At 64.2% G+C, this 13,570-nt stretch carries 16 protein-coding genes; all 16 read left to right on the top strand.

Annotation, left to right across the window (positions count from 1 at the left end; translation table 11 throughout):
• Positions 1-23 precede the first annotated feature (23 nt).
• The 16 genes from QW845_RS24215 to QW845_RS24140 all read left to right on the top strand — a co-directional run bounded on the left by QW845_RS24215 (position 24) and on the right by QW845_RS24140 (position 13,568).
• On the top strand, positions 24-398 hold the full coding sequence (locus QW845_RS24215) for a capsid cement protein (protein ID WP_315804042.1): 375 nt from the start codon (positions 24-26) through the stop codon (positions 396-398).
• Positions 399-458: 60 nt separating this feature from the next.
• A complete protein-coding gene (locus QW845_RS24210) occupies positions 459-1,430 on the top strand; it encodes a capsid protein (RefSeq protein ID WP_315804041.1) in 972 nt (323 codons plus the stop codon).
• 122 nt (positions 1,431-1,552) lie between these two features.
• Positions 1,553-1,882 (top strand): hypothetical protein, encoded by a 330-nt coding sequence (locus tag QW845_RS24205; RefSeq protein WP_315804040.1) that lies wholly within the window; start codon positions 1,553-1,555, stop codon positions 1,880-1,882.
• A gap of 6 nt (positions 1,883-1,888) precedes the next feature.
• Positions 1,889-2,212, top strand: a complete 324-nt coding sequence (locus QW845_RS24200; protein WP_315804039.1) for a hypothetical protein — start codon at positions 1,889-1,891, stop codon at positions 2,210-2,212.
• Positions 2,212-2,976 (top strand): hypothetical protein, encoded by a 765-nt coding sequence (locus QW845_RS24195; protein ID WP_315804038.1) that lies wholly within the window; start codon positions 2,212-2,214, stop codon positions 2,974-2,976. The genes QW845_RS24200 and QW845_RS24195 overlap by 1 nt, the downstream gene beginning before the upstream one ends.
• A gap of 45 nt (positions 2,977-3,021) precedes the next feature.
• The gene (locus tag QW845_RS24190; protein WP_315804037.1) at positions 3,022-3,489 is read left to right on the top strand and encodes a hypothetical protein; all 468 of its coding nucleotides are present in this window, start codon (positions 3,022-3,024) and stop codon (positions 3,487-3,489) included.
• Positions 3,490-3,509: 20 nt separating this feature from the next.
• Positions 3,510-3,917, top strand: coding sequence for a hypothetical protein (locus QW845_RS24185; RefSeq protein WP_315804036.1), 408 nt, complete (start codon positions 3,510-3,512; stop codon positions 3,915-3,917).
• A 41-nt stretch (positions 3,918-3,958) separates the two neighbouring features.
• The gene (locus QW845_RS24180) at positions 3,959-4,393 is read left to right on the top strand and encodes a phage tail tube protein (RefSeq protein WP_315804035.1); all 435 of its coding nucleotides are present in this window, start codon (positions 3,959-3,961) and stop codon (positions 4,391-4,393) included.
• An 8-nt stretch (positions 4,394-4,401) separates the two neighbouring features.
• Positions 4,402-4,752 (top strand): hypothetical protein, encoded by a 351-nt coding sequence (locus tag QW845_RS24175; protein WP_315804034.1) that lies wholly within the window; start codon positions 4,402-4,404, stop codon positions 4,750-4,752.
• A gap of 32 nt (positions 4,753-4,784) precedes the next feature.
• A complete protein-coding gene (locus QW845_RS24170; protein ID WP_315804033.1) occupies positions 4,785-5,120 on the top strand; it encodes a hypothetical protein in 336 nt (111 codons plus the stop codon).
• An 11-nt stretch (positions 5,121-5,131) separates the two neighbouring features.
• Positions 5,132-7,159: a hypothetical protein gene (locus tag QW845_RS24165; RefSeq protein ID WP_315804032.1), complete on the top strand. Its 2,028-nt coding sequence runs from the start codon at positions 5,132-5,134 to the stop codon at positions 7,157-7,159.
• Positions 7,159-7,962 carry a hypothetical protein gene (locus QW845_RS24160; protein ID WP_315804031.1) on the top strand — a complete coding sequence of 268 codons (804 nt, stop codon included), beginning with the start codon at positions 7,159-7,161 and terminating at the stop codon, positions 7,960-7,962. The genes QW845_RS24165 and QW845_RS24160 overlap by 1 nt, the downstream gene beginning before the upstream one ends.
• Positions 7,962-10,271: a hypothetical protein gene (locus QW845_RS24155; protein ID WP_315804030.1), complete on the top strand. Its 2,310-nt coding sequence runs from the start codon at positions 7,962-7,964 to the stop codon at positions 10,269-10,271. Before QW845_RS24160 ends, QW845_RS24155 begins: the two co-directional genes overlap by 1 nt.
• 9 nt (positions 10,272-10,280) lie before the next feature.
• Positions 10,281-10,892, top strand: a complete 612-nt coding sequence (locus tag QW845_RS24150) for a hypothetical protein (RefSeq protein ID WP_315804029.1) — start codon at positions 10,281-10,283, stop codon at positions 10,890-10,892.
• Positions 10,893-10,917: 25 nt separating this feature from the next.
• The gene (locus QW845_RS24145; protein ID WP_315804028.1) at positions 10,918-12,504 is read left to right on the top strand and encodes a hypothetical protein; all 1,587 of its coding nucleotides are present in this window, start codon (positions 10,918-10,920) and stop codon (positions 12,502-12,504) included.
• Positions 12,504-13,568: a sialate O-acetylesterase gene (locus tag QW845_RS24140; protein WP_315804027.1), complete on the top strand. Its 1,065-nt coding sequence runs from the start codon at positions 12,504-12,506 to the stop codon at positions 13,566-13,568. Before QW845_RS24145 ends, QW845_RS24140 begins: the two co-directional genes overlap by 1 nt.
• Positions 13,569-13,570: the final 2 nt, after the last annotated feature.

The raw sequence follows: 13,570 nt of genomic DNA, 5'->3' as shown, positions 1-13,570 counted from the left end.
AGAGAGACACACAGGAGACGACCATGGCGAACATGGGTTTGACCAAGAGCTACACGGCCGAGGCCGCGATTTCCGCCAACCGCTTCGTCAAAGTCGGAGCCAACGATTTCGGCGTGCTGACCGGTGCGGCCGCGACCGACAAGATCATCGGCGCTTCGACCGATATCGATGCGGCGTCCGGCGAGCGCTGCGATGTGGTGCTCGAGGGCATCGCCGATATCAAACTCGGGGGCACCGTCGCCCGCGGCGACCTGCTGACCGCCGACGCGAGCGGCCAGGGCGTCACCGCAGCGCCGGCTGCCGGCGTCAACAACCGGATCGGCGGCATGGCGCTGATCTCCGGCGTCTCCGGCGACGTCATCCCGGTCAAGATCGCGCCGAGCAGCCTGCAGGGCTGATCGCGCGCGCTCCCCTCCTTTCGCCACATCGTTCCCGCCTTTCTCAGGAGACTCCTCGCAATGGCCCAGGCCCCCTTCGTCATCCAGCAGCGCCTGACGGCGATCACGCTGGCCTATCGCAACCAGCTGTTCATCGCCGACCAGGTGCTGCCGCGCGTTCCCGTCGACTCCTCGGCATTCAAGTGGTCGAAGTACACGCTCGCCGACGGCTTCACGATTCCGGACACCCGCGTCGGCCGCAAGTCCGCGCCGAACGAGATCGACTGGACCGCGACCGAGCAGACCGATTCGGTGGTCGACTACGCCCTCGACGACAAGATCCCGAATGCCGACATTCAGAACGCGATGGCGGCGCAGGCGGTCCAGGGCGTGATGCCGATCGACCCGGAGTCGCGCTCGACCGAGCTTCTCTCCGATCTCGTCGCGCTCGATCGCGAGAACCGTGTGGCGACGACGCTCTTCACGCTGGGCACGTATCCCTCGGCGCAGCGCACCACGTTGTCCGGCACCACGCAATGGTCCGACTTCACCAACTCGGATCCGGTGCAGGCGATTCTGACCGCACTCGATGCCTGTCTCATCCGGCCGAACGTGGCCGTGTTCGGACAGGCGACCTGGTCGAAGTTGCGCACCCATCCGAAGGTGACCGCGGCGGTGTATCCGATGGGCGGCAATGCCACCGGTGGTGGCGCGGCCGTCTCGCGCGAGGCGCTGGCTGATCTCTTCGAGCTCGAGGAGGTCCTGGTCGGCTCGTCCTGGTACAACTCGGCCAAGCCCGGCCAGACGGCGACCCTGTCGCGTCTCTGGGGCAAACACGCATCGTTCATCTACCGTGCGCCGCAGGTGGTGTCGCCGACCGGCACTGTCACCTTCGGCTTCACTGCTCAGTGGGGCGAGCGCATCTCCGGCACCATCCAGGACGATCCGAACATCGGTATGCGCGGCGGCACCCGCGTCCGCGTCGGCGAGTCCCTCAAGGAAGTCATCGCGGCGAACGACGCGGCCTACTTCTTCCAGAACGCGGTCGCCTAGTTCCCGCTCGTCATGGCCGGGCTTGACCCGGGCATCCATCCTTCTCGCAAGCAGATGGATGGCCGGGTCAAGCCCGGCCATGACGGCGGAGAGAACAAACCACTCAACCGAAAGAGGAACTCATGGCGAAGGCATTGAAGAAGACGGGGCTGATCGCGCAGGGCGTGATCGAGCACGGCGCTGTCGTCGACGGCAAGAACGTGGTTCAGCGTTTCGAGCCGGGCGAGGACGTGTCGATCGACGACGAAGGTGCGGTCGAGGCGATGCTGAAGAGCGGCGCCCTCAAGAAGGGCTTGGTGCCCGCCGATATGATCAGCGAGACCGACACCGCCGAGCTCGAACGGCAGCGGAAGCGCGACGATGCCGCGAAGGTCTATGACGCCTCGTCGAAACTGAAGCTGCAGTTCGCGACGCTCGACGACTACATCGCCGCGCTCGACGCCGCGAAGTAACCGCCCATGCCGATCGAGTCCGACGCCGATCGCGCCGCGTTCGTCAATCCCGACGAATTCGGCGCGGTCGCGATCTATACGCCGGCGGGCGGCGCGGCGTCGGCGCCGTTCCATGGGCAGTTCGACGATCCCTCTGACATGACGGACATCAACGACGTGATGACGATCGACGTTCGGCCGACGTTCTTCTGCCGCGCGGTCGATCTTCCGGGCGCGGCCTCGACCGGCGCCGGCGATGGCCTGCAGGTCGCCGGCGAGGGGACGTTCCATGTCGTCTCGATCGAGCCGGACGGGACCGGCATGGTGCTGCTGCGGTTGGGAGCGGGCTGATGCCGTCCGTGCACTATCGCGTCGAGATGGGCGACCTGATGCGCCAGATCCAGCAGCTCGCGGCGGAGGATGCGCCGATAGTGACGGCCTATGCGCTGACCAAGACCGGCCAGGACATCAAGGCGGCCGAGGTCGAGAGGATGCGCGAGGTGTTCGACCGGCCGACGCGGTTCACGCTGAATTCGCTCTACCTGAAGCCGGCGACGAAGCGCGACCTGGTCGCCGAGGTGTTTTTCAAGGAAGGCTTCGGCTCGATCCCGGCCTGGCGCTATCTCGGCCCGCAGGTCGAGGGCGGGGCGCGCGTGCACAAGAGCCATGAGAAGCGGCTCATTGCCGCCGGCCACATGAAGCCGGACGAATTCGCGGTGCCAGGCAAGGGCGTCAAGCTCGATGCCTTCGGCAACATCCCGGGCTCGATGATCGAGCGCATCCTGTCGCAGGTGCAGGCCGCCGAGATCTATTCCGGCGTCAAGGCGAATGCCACCGCGGCCTCGCTGAAGCGCAAGAAGAAGAACGTCGGCCGCTACTTCGTGCTGCGTCCCGACGGCACCGGGCGCGCCGGCCGCAATGTCGCGCCGGGCATCTACTGGCGCCAGGGGCTGCGCGACATGGTGCCGGTCATCATGTTCGTGAAGGCGCCGAAATATCAGAAGCGGTTTCCGTTCTTCGACACGGCCAAGGCGACCTTCGACGCGCGGCTGCTGCCGAATGCGCAGGCGGGGTTCGAGCGCTTCGTGGCGAGCAAGCTGCCGCGCGCGGCGTGATGGATGGCCGGGTCAAGCCCGGCCAGGACGGCTGAGAGAGCGCCAATGGTCGATCACATGCGCAAGCGGATCCGGGATTACCTGGAGACGCAGCTCACGGGGCTGCCGACGACTGGTGCGCGGGTCTATGCCGGACGTAGCAGGCCGCTCGGGGCGGAGCACCAGCCGACGCTGCTGATCTACATGCGGTCGGAGACATCGGCACGCACAGTGATGGGCCGGCCGCCCAAGCAGGAGCGGCCGTGCACGCTGTTCCTGGAAGCGCGCGTCGTGACGCCGGACGTGCCGGACGATCTGCTCGACGGCATCGCCGGCGAGCTCGAGGAGCGGATGGGCCAGCTGATCGAGTACGAGCCGCGCGTCGTCGTGTTCGGCGGCCTGGCGCAGAACTGCGAGCTGGTCGGCACCGAGATCATCGCCGAGGCCGACGGCAAGAACCACATCGGCGCGATCCGCCTGGAATATCGCGTGACCTATCGGGTGACCGAGGGCGCGCCGTTCGACGCGACTTAACCCCAACAGGAGCAAGCCAGATGGCTGATCTCGCGATTACTGCTGCCAACGTGGTGCAGGGTGCCGATGCCGTGGTCGAGGATGGCTGGTTCGGCGAGGCCGTAACGCAGGGCCAGGCGGTGTATCGCGCCAGCGATGGCAAGTACTACAAGGCGGACTGCGACTCCGCGACGGCGGCTGTGCGCTCGCCGCGCGGCCTCGCGCTGAACGCCGGCTCGGCCAACCAGCCGGCGCGGGTCCAGACCAAAGGCAAGATCACGATCGGCGCGACACTGACCGCGGGGCTGGCCTACTACCTGTCCAAGACCGCCGGCGGTCTTTGCCCGGTCGCGGATATCGCGGCGGGCGGCTATGCGACGATCATCGGCATCGCGACGTCGACGACCGAGCTCAAGATCAACATCACGGAATCCGGCGTCGCGGTCTGACCTGACGCTCCGCCTCATCCTCTCACTCAGCAGGAGCGACCATGGCTACCTCTGCATCGATCGGCTTCGGCACGCTGTTCAAGTCCGGCAACGGTGCCGTGCCGGAGATCTTCACCACCATCGCCGAGGTCACCGCGATCACGCCGCCGGCGATGTCGCGCGATACCGTCGACGCCAGCCACGAGCTGTCACCGGAGGCCTGGCGCGAGTTCATCGCCGGCATGAAGGACGGCGGCGAGGTGTCGCTCGAGATGAACTTCATTCCGGGCGGCGTCGATGCGGCGAACCTGATGGCCGAGCTGGCGCTGACGGGCTCGGCCGCGCTGAAGAACCGGCAGATCGTGTTTCCCGACGGCTCGGTGTTCGCGTTCGCGGCCATCCTGACCGGTTACGAGCCGGATGCGCCGATCGACGACAAGATGGCGGCCTCGCTCACCTTCAAGGTGTCGGGCAAGCCCAGCCTGAACGGGTCCTGAGGTGAGCCATGGGTAATCCGTTGAAGGGCGCCGTCGCGTTCGAGCTCGACGGCGAGAAGCTGCTGCTGTCTTACTCGGCCGAGGCGCTGTATCGGCTCGAGGATGCGCTGGACATGCGCGTGAGCCAGCTGATCGGTGTCGTCGGCAACCGCGAAGCGATGTCGATGAAGCTGCTGCGGACGTTCTTCTGGGCCGGGCTCCTGGACAACAAGCCGGAGATGACGCTCGACGAGGTCGGCAGCTACTTCCGTCGGATTGCGCCGGTCGACATGATCGAGCTCGTCACGCAGGCGTTCAGCGGCGCTTTCGTGGATCCGAAGAAGGTGCCGCCTGCGGGAGACACCCCCGCGGGCCCTTAGGTGCCGGGCCGGAATGGGACTGGCTCGGCCTCTTGCATCAATGGCTATCGTTCGGCCTCGACGATGATGCGTTCTGGCGGAAATCGCCGCGGCAGATCGTGGCGGTGCTGAAGGGCAGGGAAGCCGGCCTGATCCGCGACCACAATGATCGCGCCTGGTCGGCGTACATCACGGCGATGTTGCCGCGCATGAAGCGGCCGCCGACGCTGCGCAAGCTGCAGGTGCGGGACAGCGCTGCGCGAAGGCCCAGGCAGAGCTGGCAGGATATGAAGGCGGTCGCGCGGATGATCACGCTGATGCATGGCGGCGAGGTCTCGCCGAAGGCGATGGATGGCCGGGTCAAGCCCGGCCATGACGACGTAAATTAGCCGGAGCGGCAATGGCCTCGGTCGTCGGCAATCTCAAGATCATCATCGGCGGCGATACCGCGGACCTCGACAAGAGTCTGAAGGGCGCGGAGTCGTCGCTGGCGTCGCTGGGGAATGCCGCCAAGGTCGGGCTGGCGGCGATCGCTGTGGCCGCGGCGGCTGCGGGTACCGCGCTGGCGGTATCGATGAAGCATGTCATCGACGGCGCCGACGAGCTCAACAAGATGTCGCAGTCGGCCGGCATCTCGGTCGAGGAGCTCTCGAAGCTGAAATATGCCGGCGAGCTGTCGGACGTCTCGATGGAGGCGCTCGGCAAGAGCGTCGGCAAGCTGTCGCGGGCGATGACGGAGGCGGCGAGCGATGGCGCGTCGACGGCCGCGCAGGCCTTCACCGCGATGGGGATCTCGGTCAAGAACCAGGACGGCACGCTGCGCGAGTCGTCCGACGTCCTGAAGGACATCGCCGACAAGTTCGAGGGTTACAAGGATGGCGCCAGCAAGACGGCGCTGGCGATCCAGATCTTCGGCAAGGCCGGCGCCGAAATGATCCCGCTGCTCAACTCCGGCCGCGACGGCCTCGAGGAGATGGGCGACGAGGCGCAAAAGTTCGGCCTGGTGCTCGACAAGCGCACCACCATGGCCGCGGAGGCGTTCAACGACAACCTCACGCGCATGGGCAAGATCAAGGAAGGGCTGATCACCACGATCACGGCGAAGATGTTGCCCGCCTTGGAGCAGCTCTCGGAATCGTTCCTGGATTCGCGCAAGAATACCGAGTGGTTCAATGCGGTGGCCGAGAAGCTTGCGACCGTGATGAACAGCCTGGTCACGGTCGGCATGACCTTGATCACGACGTGGCAGCAGATCTTCGTGACGATCGGCTCGTTGCGCGAGGCCATGGGCCAGCTCGCGTCGGGCGAGGTCTCGAAGGCGTTCGACACGATGCGCAATTCGAGCCTGCAGACCGCGCAGGCGTTCGGCGAGCTCAAGAGCAGCCTGACGCAGATGTGGCAGGCGAGCAAGGACGGCGACCCCACGGCGACATGGGGCGGCCAGACCATGGCGCTGAAGAACCTCTCCAAGGAGGTGGAGATCTACGGCGCGACCTGGTCCAAGACCGAGGCGCCGGTCATTGCCAGCACGACCGCGCAAAAGGACGCGCTGGACAAGTTCCTGATCAGCCAGGCCAAGGCGACCGCGGGCCGCCAGGCCGAGGCGGATTCGATCGGCAAGACCGTCGGCGAGCAGGAGAAGCTCAAGATCGCCTACCAGGCCGAGGCGATCGCGCTGGCCGCCAATATCCCGCTGACCGACCAGCGGCGCGCGGCGATCACGGCCGCCGGCGACGCCGCCGCGCTCGCCGCGATGAAGGTGGCCGGTGCGCAGGCGGCGGTGACGGCGATGAATCCGACGCAGCAGTTCGAATTCCAGATGACGCAGCTGCAGCAACTCTATGACGCCGGCGTCATCACGCTCGACACCTTCAACGAGCGGCAGAAGCAGATCGCCGAGAGCATGGGCGCGACCTGGAGCCAGGCTGGCGCCTCGATGGCCGGTAGCTTCGCCCAGATCGCCGGCGCCTTCGGCAAGGAGAGCTCGGCGATGGCGACGGCCGCGAAAGTGTTCGGCGTCATCCAGGGCACGATCTCGATGTACACCGGCGCCGCCAAGGCGCTGGAGCTGCCGTTCCCAGCCAACATCGCGGCGATGGCCGCGGTGCTCGCGCAGGGCGCGCGCCTGGTCGCCAGCATCAAGAGCCAGCAGGTGCCCACCGGCTTCATGACCGGCGGCTCTATGATGGTGACGGGATCCGGCGGGGCGGATTCGGTGCCGGTGCAGTTCATGGCGTCGCCCGGCGAGCAGATCGATGTCTGGCGGCCCAACGAGGGCGGCGGGGCCGATCCGCGGCGGGGCGCCGGCGGGCAGAGCGTCAACCTCGCGATCCCCGCGGTGACGACGCGCGACGCGGTGGCCCAGATCATCGACCACATGAACGAGATGTTCCGCGACGGCTACAAGCTCAACGTGGTGGCAGCCTGATGCTGGTGATTTCCACGGCGGCCGTTCTCGCACTGGCCGGGGTCGAGACGCCAGACTTACCGCTGGTAGGCTGGCGAAACGTCGTTACCCCGACCACGATCTCGGCGACGAGTCAGGACCCGTTGTATCCGGCTTCGAACCTCGCCAATCCGGCCAGTCATCTGGACTGGCGCTCGCTGGTCATGACCGAGCAGTATCTCACCATTGTCACCAACGAGGTGGACCCAATCGACTACATCGCGGTTGCCGGTCATAACCTTGCCTCGGCTTCGGTTCCGGTCTCGGTTGAGGGCTTGATCTCTGGCGTTTGGACCGAGATCGTTGAAGAGGTCCTGTTGCCGGACGATGGACCGGCGCTGTTCCGGTTCGAGGCGCAATCGCTGGCACAGATCCGCATTCGGCTGCAGGCGGGGTCAGATAAGCCTCGAGCGGCCGTCGTGTATGTCGGCCGGCTGCTGGTGATGGAGCGGCGCATCTATGCCGGGCATACGCCACTGCCGTATGCGCGCAAGACCAGCATTGTCAACGGGCGCAGCGAGAGCGGCAAGTTTCTCGGCCGCATCGAGGTTGGCAGCTGGCGCGAGACGACGATCCCGCTGTCGCTGATTTCGCCTGCTTGGTACCGCGCCAACATGGACGCTTTCCTCTCGGCCGCGCAACAGACGCCGTTCTTCTTTGCCTGGCGCTCTCAGAGCTATCCGCGCGAGGTCGGCTTCTGTTGGCTGACGGATGATCCGATGCCGGCTCCGATCGGACCGCACAATTTGCTTGCCTTCGATCTGAAAGTGTCTGGTGTTGCCTGATGCAGCAGATGATCTATGTCGAGATCGACTTGCCGATGTGCAGCCTCACCTATGGTGTGGCGCCGTGCACAGCGTCGATCCCGTCGACAGGCACGGCGAAGTGCTACAACAGCAAGGCAACCTGCCAGGATCGTGCGCACTATACGCAGGAGCTGGTGACGCTGCGGTTTGCCAAGCCTGCGGACTATCTCTCGCGTGGCATCGATGCCATTCCGTCCATCCAGGAGATTTCCTACTCGCCGGCGACCATGTCGTTGGGCGAAAGCCTGGGCACGCGCGCGACTCTGACGGTGACATTCCGCGACCATCTGGATTCCGACACAGGGCCGGCCGGCGATCGCTATCTTGCGGACCGCAACTATGACCCGTTCGCGCTTGGCACCTTCTGGGGAAAGTTTCGGGCGCGGCAGCCTTTCCTGCGCGGGGCTGCGCTGCGCTGGCGCACTTTCCTGTTCGATGGCGGGACCTTCACCGATCTCGACACGCGGCATTTCATCATCGACTCGACTGACGGCCCCACCGCCGATGGCAAGTTTACCGTCATCGCCAAGGACGTCCTGAAACTGGCGGACGGCGATCGTGCCCAGGCGCCGAAACTATCGACAGGATTCCTCGCTGCTGACATCACCAACAGTCAAGGGTCCGCCGCGCTGCTGCCCGCCGGCATCGGAAATGCCGAATATCCGACCGCGGGATACCTAATGATCGGCGGCAACGAAGTCGTGCAATTCTCGCGCTCCGGTGACAATCTGACAATTCTGCGCGGAGTGCTGGGCACCACCGCGGCGGCGCATAAGGCGCAGGACCGCTGTCAGCTCGTGCTCTATTACCTGTCGCAGTCACCTTCGGCGATCATTCGTGATCTCCTCGTGAATTATGCAGGTATTGATGCTGGCTACATCAACATGACGGAGTGGGAGGCGGAGGATTCCACCTTTCTCGGGAACGTCTATACCGCCGTACTGTGCGAGCCGACCTCGGTTTCAACGCTGGTCTCCGAGCTGATTCAGCAGGCGGCGCTGGCAGTGTGGCCGGACGAGGTAGCCCAGAAAATCCGGTATCAGGTGCTGCGCGCGGTTAGCACCAATGCAGCGACGTTCACGCCGGACAATACGCTGCAGGGCTCGCTGACACTCAAGGACCAGCCGGATAAGCGGCTGTCGCGCGTACAGGTCTATTTTGGGCGCAAGGACCCGACCAAGCCGCTCTCGAACCTCGACAACTATGTATCGACGTCGCTCACGATCGACGGCGACGCCGAAGGCGATTACGGCTCGCCCGCGATCAAGACTATCCTGTCGCGCTGGATTCCGCAGGCGGGGCGTTCTGTGGCAGACAGGCTCGGCGCCATCATGCTCGGCCGTTTCCGCGATCCGCCGCGCAAAGTAACGTTGGCGACGGCGCGCTATGCGGGCACGGATATAGGCATGGGTGGCGGCTACCTGGTAAGGTCGTTCTGCATCCAGGATGCGAGCGGTGCACCGGCCGACCTGCCGATCCAGGTCACCAGGCTCGATCCCCGGCCCGACCGTTTCGCGGCGGAGGCCGAGGAGATGCTGTGGACGGCGCCGGATACGGACGCCAATGTCCGCTACATCATTTTCGACGCCAACCGCTACAACATCAACCTGCGGACCGAGCACGATTCGATCTATCCGGCGCCAGTGTCCGGAAACGTGATCAATGCGATCATCAACAATGGCGTGCTGATCGGGTCGAATTCCTCCGCCGTTCCCAGCTTCAATATCGGTATTTGGCCGGGTGGTGTGACGATCAACCTGATCATCGCCGGAGCTATCATTGGGGCCGGAGGCGCAGGTGGGACTGGCGGGTCGAACAGTATCTCTGGCGGTATCATCAACGGATCACCGGGCGGCAACGGGGGCACGGCCTTATACGCGCGATCGCCGGTCAACGTGACATACACAGGGGCGCTCTGGGGTGGTGGCGGCGGTGGTGGCGGCGGTACGGCCGGCATTGCGAGCGGCGGCGGCGGCGGGGGCGGCGGCGCTGGTGTCATAGGCGGCACGGGGGGCGGTCCCGGATATGGCGACGGTGCGTCGGGGACATTTGGCGGGTCGGGAACTCTATTCGCTGGCGGCGGGCCTGGCGGTGGTGGCGCAATTGGAACGCCCGGTGGATCCAGTGGTGGCGCAGGAGGCGGTCCTGGAGCAGCTGGCGGAGCGGGCGCCAACGTGTCTGGGAGAGGCTCGCCAGGAGCGGGTGGCGGCGGCGGTCGCTCGATTGATGGCTTGGCCTACATCACCTTCTTGGTGAACACCGGCGATACGCTCGGCAGCGCCGTCTAGGAGCATTTAATGGTATTTCCACGCCATCAGTTCAGTGTGCTCGATTCAGCTGGGAATGTCGTTCCTGCCGCGCACGTCGAGGTGCGCAGCGAGGTCCCTGGTCAGCCGCTGGCGGTTCTCTATGCCGATCGGGGAGGAACGACGCCGCTGGGCAATCCGTTTGACGCGGATGCGCAGGGCTTCGCCTTTTTCCACGTCATAGGCGGAGCCTATCAGATACGCGTCTATACCGGGCTATCCGGCGCGCCGACCTTCGAGGCACCATTGCAGCGCTATGTCGCGATCGGCCTCAACAGCGAGTCCGACACGATCGCATCTCGGACGCAGCGGGTGGTCACAGCGGCCGGCGCGGTCACCGTCGATGCTGCTGATGCCGACGACATCATTATTAAGAAGACCGTCGGCGAGGCGACCTCTGTGACGATGCCCTCGGCGTTACTTACGCCGAAAAAGCCGAAGAAGATCATCGACGGCAAGGGCGACGCGAACACGAACAACATCGTCATTTCCGTCGCGTCTGGCGACACGCTGATGAGCGTTCTCAACGGCAGTTACACGATCGACGGAAACGGCGGCATGGTCGAACTGACACCCCTGCCCGACGGCTCTGGCTGGTACTGACGGACTTCTTCTCAGGAAACATCTCATGATCCTCCGCAAGCTGCTCGCCGGCGCGATCGCGCTCGGGCTTTCGATAGCTGCTGCGTTCGGGCAGACCAGTCAGGGCACCTCGCCCCTGACCGGCGCCAAGGGCGGCACCAACAACGGCTTCATGCAATTCGCCGGGCCGGCGGGCTCGATGAAGACGTATATGCTTGCGAACGCATCCGGCACGATCGCGATGATCAACCAGGCGCAGGGCTGGACCGGCGCGCAATCCTTCGGCGACGGCACGCTGATCCTGCTCGGCGTGACCTCCGGATCATCGACGTTGAAGGCGCCGGCAACCGGGGGCGGAACGGCTACGCTATTCTCGGGCACGGATACAATTGTCGGTGCGGCAGCCACGCAGACGCTGACGAACAAGACGATGTCGGGGTCGAGCAATACCTTCAGCAACATTCCACTCGGCTCGGCGGTATCCGGTGTCCTACCACCTGCAAATGGTGGAACTGGCCTGAGTTCATACGCTCAGCATGATATTCCGATCGCGACTGGCCCTTCGACGCTGGCGCCAAAGTCGCTGCCAGATTGTCCGGATTCCGCCGGCCAGCATCTCAACTACACGCGGTCTACGCAGAGCATCAGTTGCGGAAACTCCGGTGGAGGCGGTGGGACGACACTGGAGCAGATGAACCCTGGTGGACGTCTGACGCTATCCAACGTTGCGGCGTGGATGACGACAGACCAAGCCGGCGCGACGAGCGTCTACTATTCTCCTTTCTCGGGGAAGTACGTGCCGATCTTCAATGGATCGGCGATGCAGCTCTATGCATTCACTGCCAATGATACGGATACCGTAGGGCCTTCGATCACGCTGGGCTCGAATTGGGCGGCAAGCACGATATTCGATGTATTCGTCGGTCTCGATTCGGGAGCTGTGCGCATTTGTTCCGGCCCGGCGTGGACGACGAGCACAGCAGGTGCAGGGGCACGCAGCGCAGGCCTGGCGGTTTTCAAAGGATTGCTGACAAACGCGGCGTCGATGACATGCCGATACAACAATACGACGACGTTTACTTGTGCAATCAATCAGTGCACTTGGCTTGGCGCGTTTATTACTAACGGCAACGCCGGTCAGATTGACTTCAAGTTCGGCTCCGCAGCTGTCGGGGGTGGAGCTGCGATCTTCGGTGTCTGCAACGCATATAACCAGGTGCCCGCCATCGCCCGCGTGGTCGATACCACAACGTCTTGGACGAGTGGCAACGGTAATCTCAACAATGCGGGGACGGGAGCCGGGGCCAACAACCGAATTTCGGTCTTGAGCTGCAACGGCGCCACACCGCTCAAAACGAAACTCTATGGCCGCATTCAGCTCAATGCTAACGGGGCTGCTTCTTGGCTGACCATGGGGCTCAACTCGACTGGCTTGGCTCAGACTGCGAATTGTAGCCGCGGGCTCGGCATTCAGAATGGTACGCAGGGGCTCGACTTCGTGTCGAGTGCTGAGTGCGACGAGGTCCCGCCGCTTGGGCTCAACTTTATCCAAGCGATGCAAGCGAACACGGGAGCGCAAACGATAGTTGGCGGTGTGCTAGACCAACGGCTGGTCGGCGACTGGTGGTGGTGATGAGAAAGCTCGCTTGCGTCGCCGCTTCGATCATTGCCGCTCTTCATGTCATCGCGGCGGCAGCTTTTCCGCTCTCGGGACCCGGTGCGCCGGACCCGCTGCAAATAACTGACGTCGTTCAAGGTGGAGGACTTTGGGCCAACGATGCCGGCTATAATGATCTGAATGCGTTTGGAGCGCGGACACTCCGCACCGCTCCGCAGATCAATACGGGCATCAAGAACCTGGTGCTGATCATCGCGGGGCAATCCAACGGTGCGACTGAGGCTCCGTCGGCCTACGTACCGACCAATGGAAGCGCGATCGATAATCTCAACATCTATGACGGGGGAATCTATCCTTGGGTGGATCCTCCGCTCGGCTCGACCTGGGCATATCAGTCGTTCGGCGGCACGGGGTCGACGTGCGCCACGCTGCAGTCGTGTGGGCACGTCGGCGCGCGCATCGCCGATATCTTCATCTCAGGGAATGGAACCGTTCCCGCCGGGACGTTCAACCGCGTCATTATTGCGCCAGTCGCGGTCGGTGGAACATCGATCAGCCAACACAGTATCGGCGGGCCGCTCTATAACCGCATCTGCCAGGCCATGCAGCGCCTGGCGAATCGCGGGATTACTCCCAGTGTCACCAACACGACCTTCGCGATCGTCTGGGTGCAGGGCGAGTCTGATACCGGCACCACGCTCGCAGCCTATCAGGCAGCTCTCAATAACATCCAGGCAAAGGCCGTAAGCTGCGGCTTCTCCGGTCGGTTCTTCGTCAACATCCAGACCTGGCTGTCTGGAACCGTGAACCCCACGATTCAGTCTGCTCAATCGGGGATCGTCGACAACACCAAGTTTTGGGCAGGGTTCAACGCTGACAGCTTGGGCTCCGGCAACCGAATTGCGGACAATACGCACTTCAACGACAGTGGTGTCTCGGCTCTGGCGACGGGCATCGCGAATGCGATGCACGCGAGCGGTGCGCCGTTCTTGTGGTCTCCGCCCTTCGCGGTCAACGATAACTGGCAGGCCTTGGAGGGATGCAACGATAACACGTCGGATTTCTGCAAGGCGATGTAGTA

Origin of the sequence: Bradyrhizobium sp. SZCCHNS3002, assembly GCF_032377435.1 — a bacterium.
Classification (GTDB): Bacteria; Pseudomonadota; Alphaproteobacteria; order Rhizobiales; family Xanthobacteraceae; genus Bradyrhizobium.
This window is presented reverse-complemented; position numbering and strand designations above follow the sequence as displayed.

Excerpts from the sequence above, each read along its gene's own strand:
- QW845_RS24175 (WP_315804034.1), top strand. The coding sequence starts at position 4,402 with ATGGGTAATCCGTTGAAGGGCGCCGTCGCGTTCGAGCTCGACGGCGAG.
- QW845_RS24180 (WP_315804035.1), top strand. The coding sequence starts at position 3,959 with ATGGCTACCTCTGCATCGATCGGCTTCGGCACGCTGTTCAAGTCCGGC.
- QW845_RS24160 (WP_315804031.1), top strand. The coding sequence starts at position 7,159 with ATGCTGGTGATTTCCACGGCGGCCGTTCTCGCACTGGCCGGGGTCGAG.
- QW845_RS24200 (WP_315804039.1), top strand. The coding sequence starts at position 1,889 with ATGCCGATCGAGTCCGACGCCGATCGCGCCGCGTTCGTCAATCCCGAC.
- QW845_RS24165 (WP_315804032.1), top strand. The coding sequence starts at position 5,132 with ATGGCCTCGGTCGTCGGCAATCTCAAGATCATCATCGGCGGCGATACC.
- QW845_RS24215 (WP_315804042.1), top strand. The coding sequence starts at position 24 with ATGGCGAACATGGGTTTGACCAAGAGCTACACGGCCGAGGCCGCGATT.
- QW845_RS24145 (WP_315804028.1), top strand. The coding sequence starts at position 10,918 with ATGATCCTCCGCAAGCTGCTCGCCGGCGCGATCGCGCTCGGGCTTTCG.
- QW845_RS24205 (WP_315804040.1), top strand. The coding sequence starts at position 1,553 with ATGGCGAAGGCATTGAAGAAGACGGGGCTGATCGCGCAGGGCGTGATC.
- QW845_RS24210 (WP_315804041.1), top strand. The coding sequence starts at position 459 with ATGGCCCAGGCCCCCTTCGTCATCCAGCAGCGCCTGACGGCGATCACG.
- QW845_RS24150 (WP_315804029.1), top strand. The coding sequence starts at position 10,281 with ATGGTATTTCCACGCCATCAGTTCAGTGTGCTCGATTCAGCTGGGAAT.
- QW845_RS24195 (WP_315804038.1), top strand. The coding sequence starts at position 2,212 with ATGCCGTCCGTGCACTATCGCGTCGAGATGGGCGACCTGATGCGCCAG.
- QW845_RS24155 (WP_315804030.1), top strand. The coding sequence starts at position 7,962 with ATGCAGCAGATGATCTATGTCGAGATCGACTTGCCGATGTGCAGCCTC.
- QW845_RS24190 (WP_315804037.1), top strand. The coding sequence starts at position 3,022 with ATGGTCGATCACATGCGCAAGCGGATCCGGGATTACCTGGAGACGCAG.
- QW845_RS24140 (WP_315804027.1), top strand. The coding sequence starts at position 12,504 with ATGAGAAAGCTCGCTTGCGTCGCCGCTTCGATCATTGCCGCTCTTCAT.
- QW845_RS24185 (WP_315804036.1), top strand. The coding sequence starts at position 3,510 with ATGGCTGATCTCGCGATTACTGCTGCCAACGTGGTGCAGGGTGCCGAT.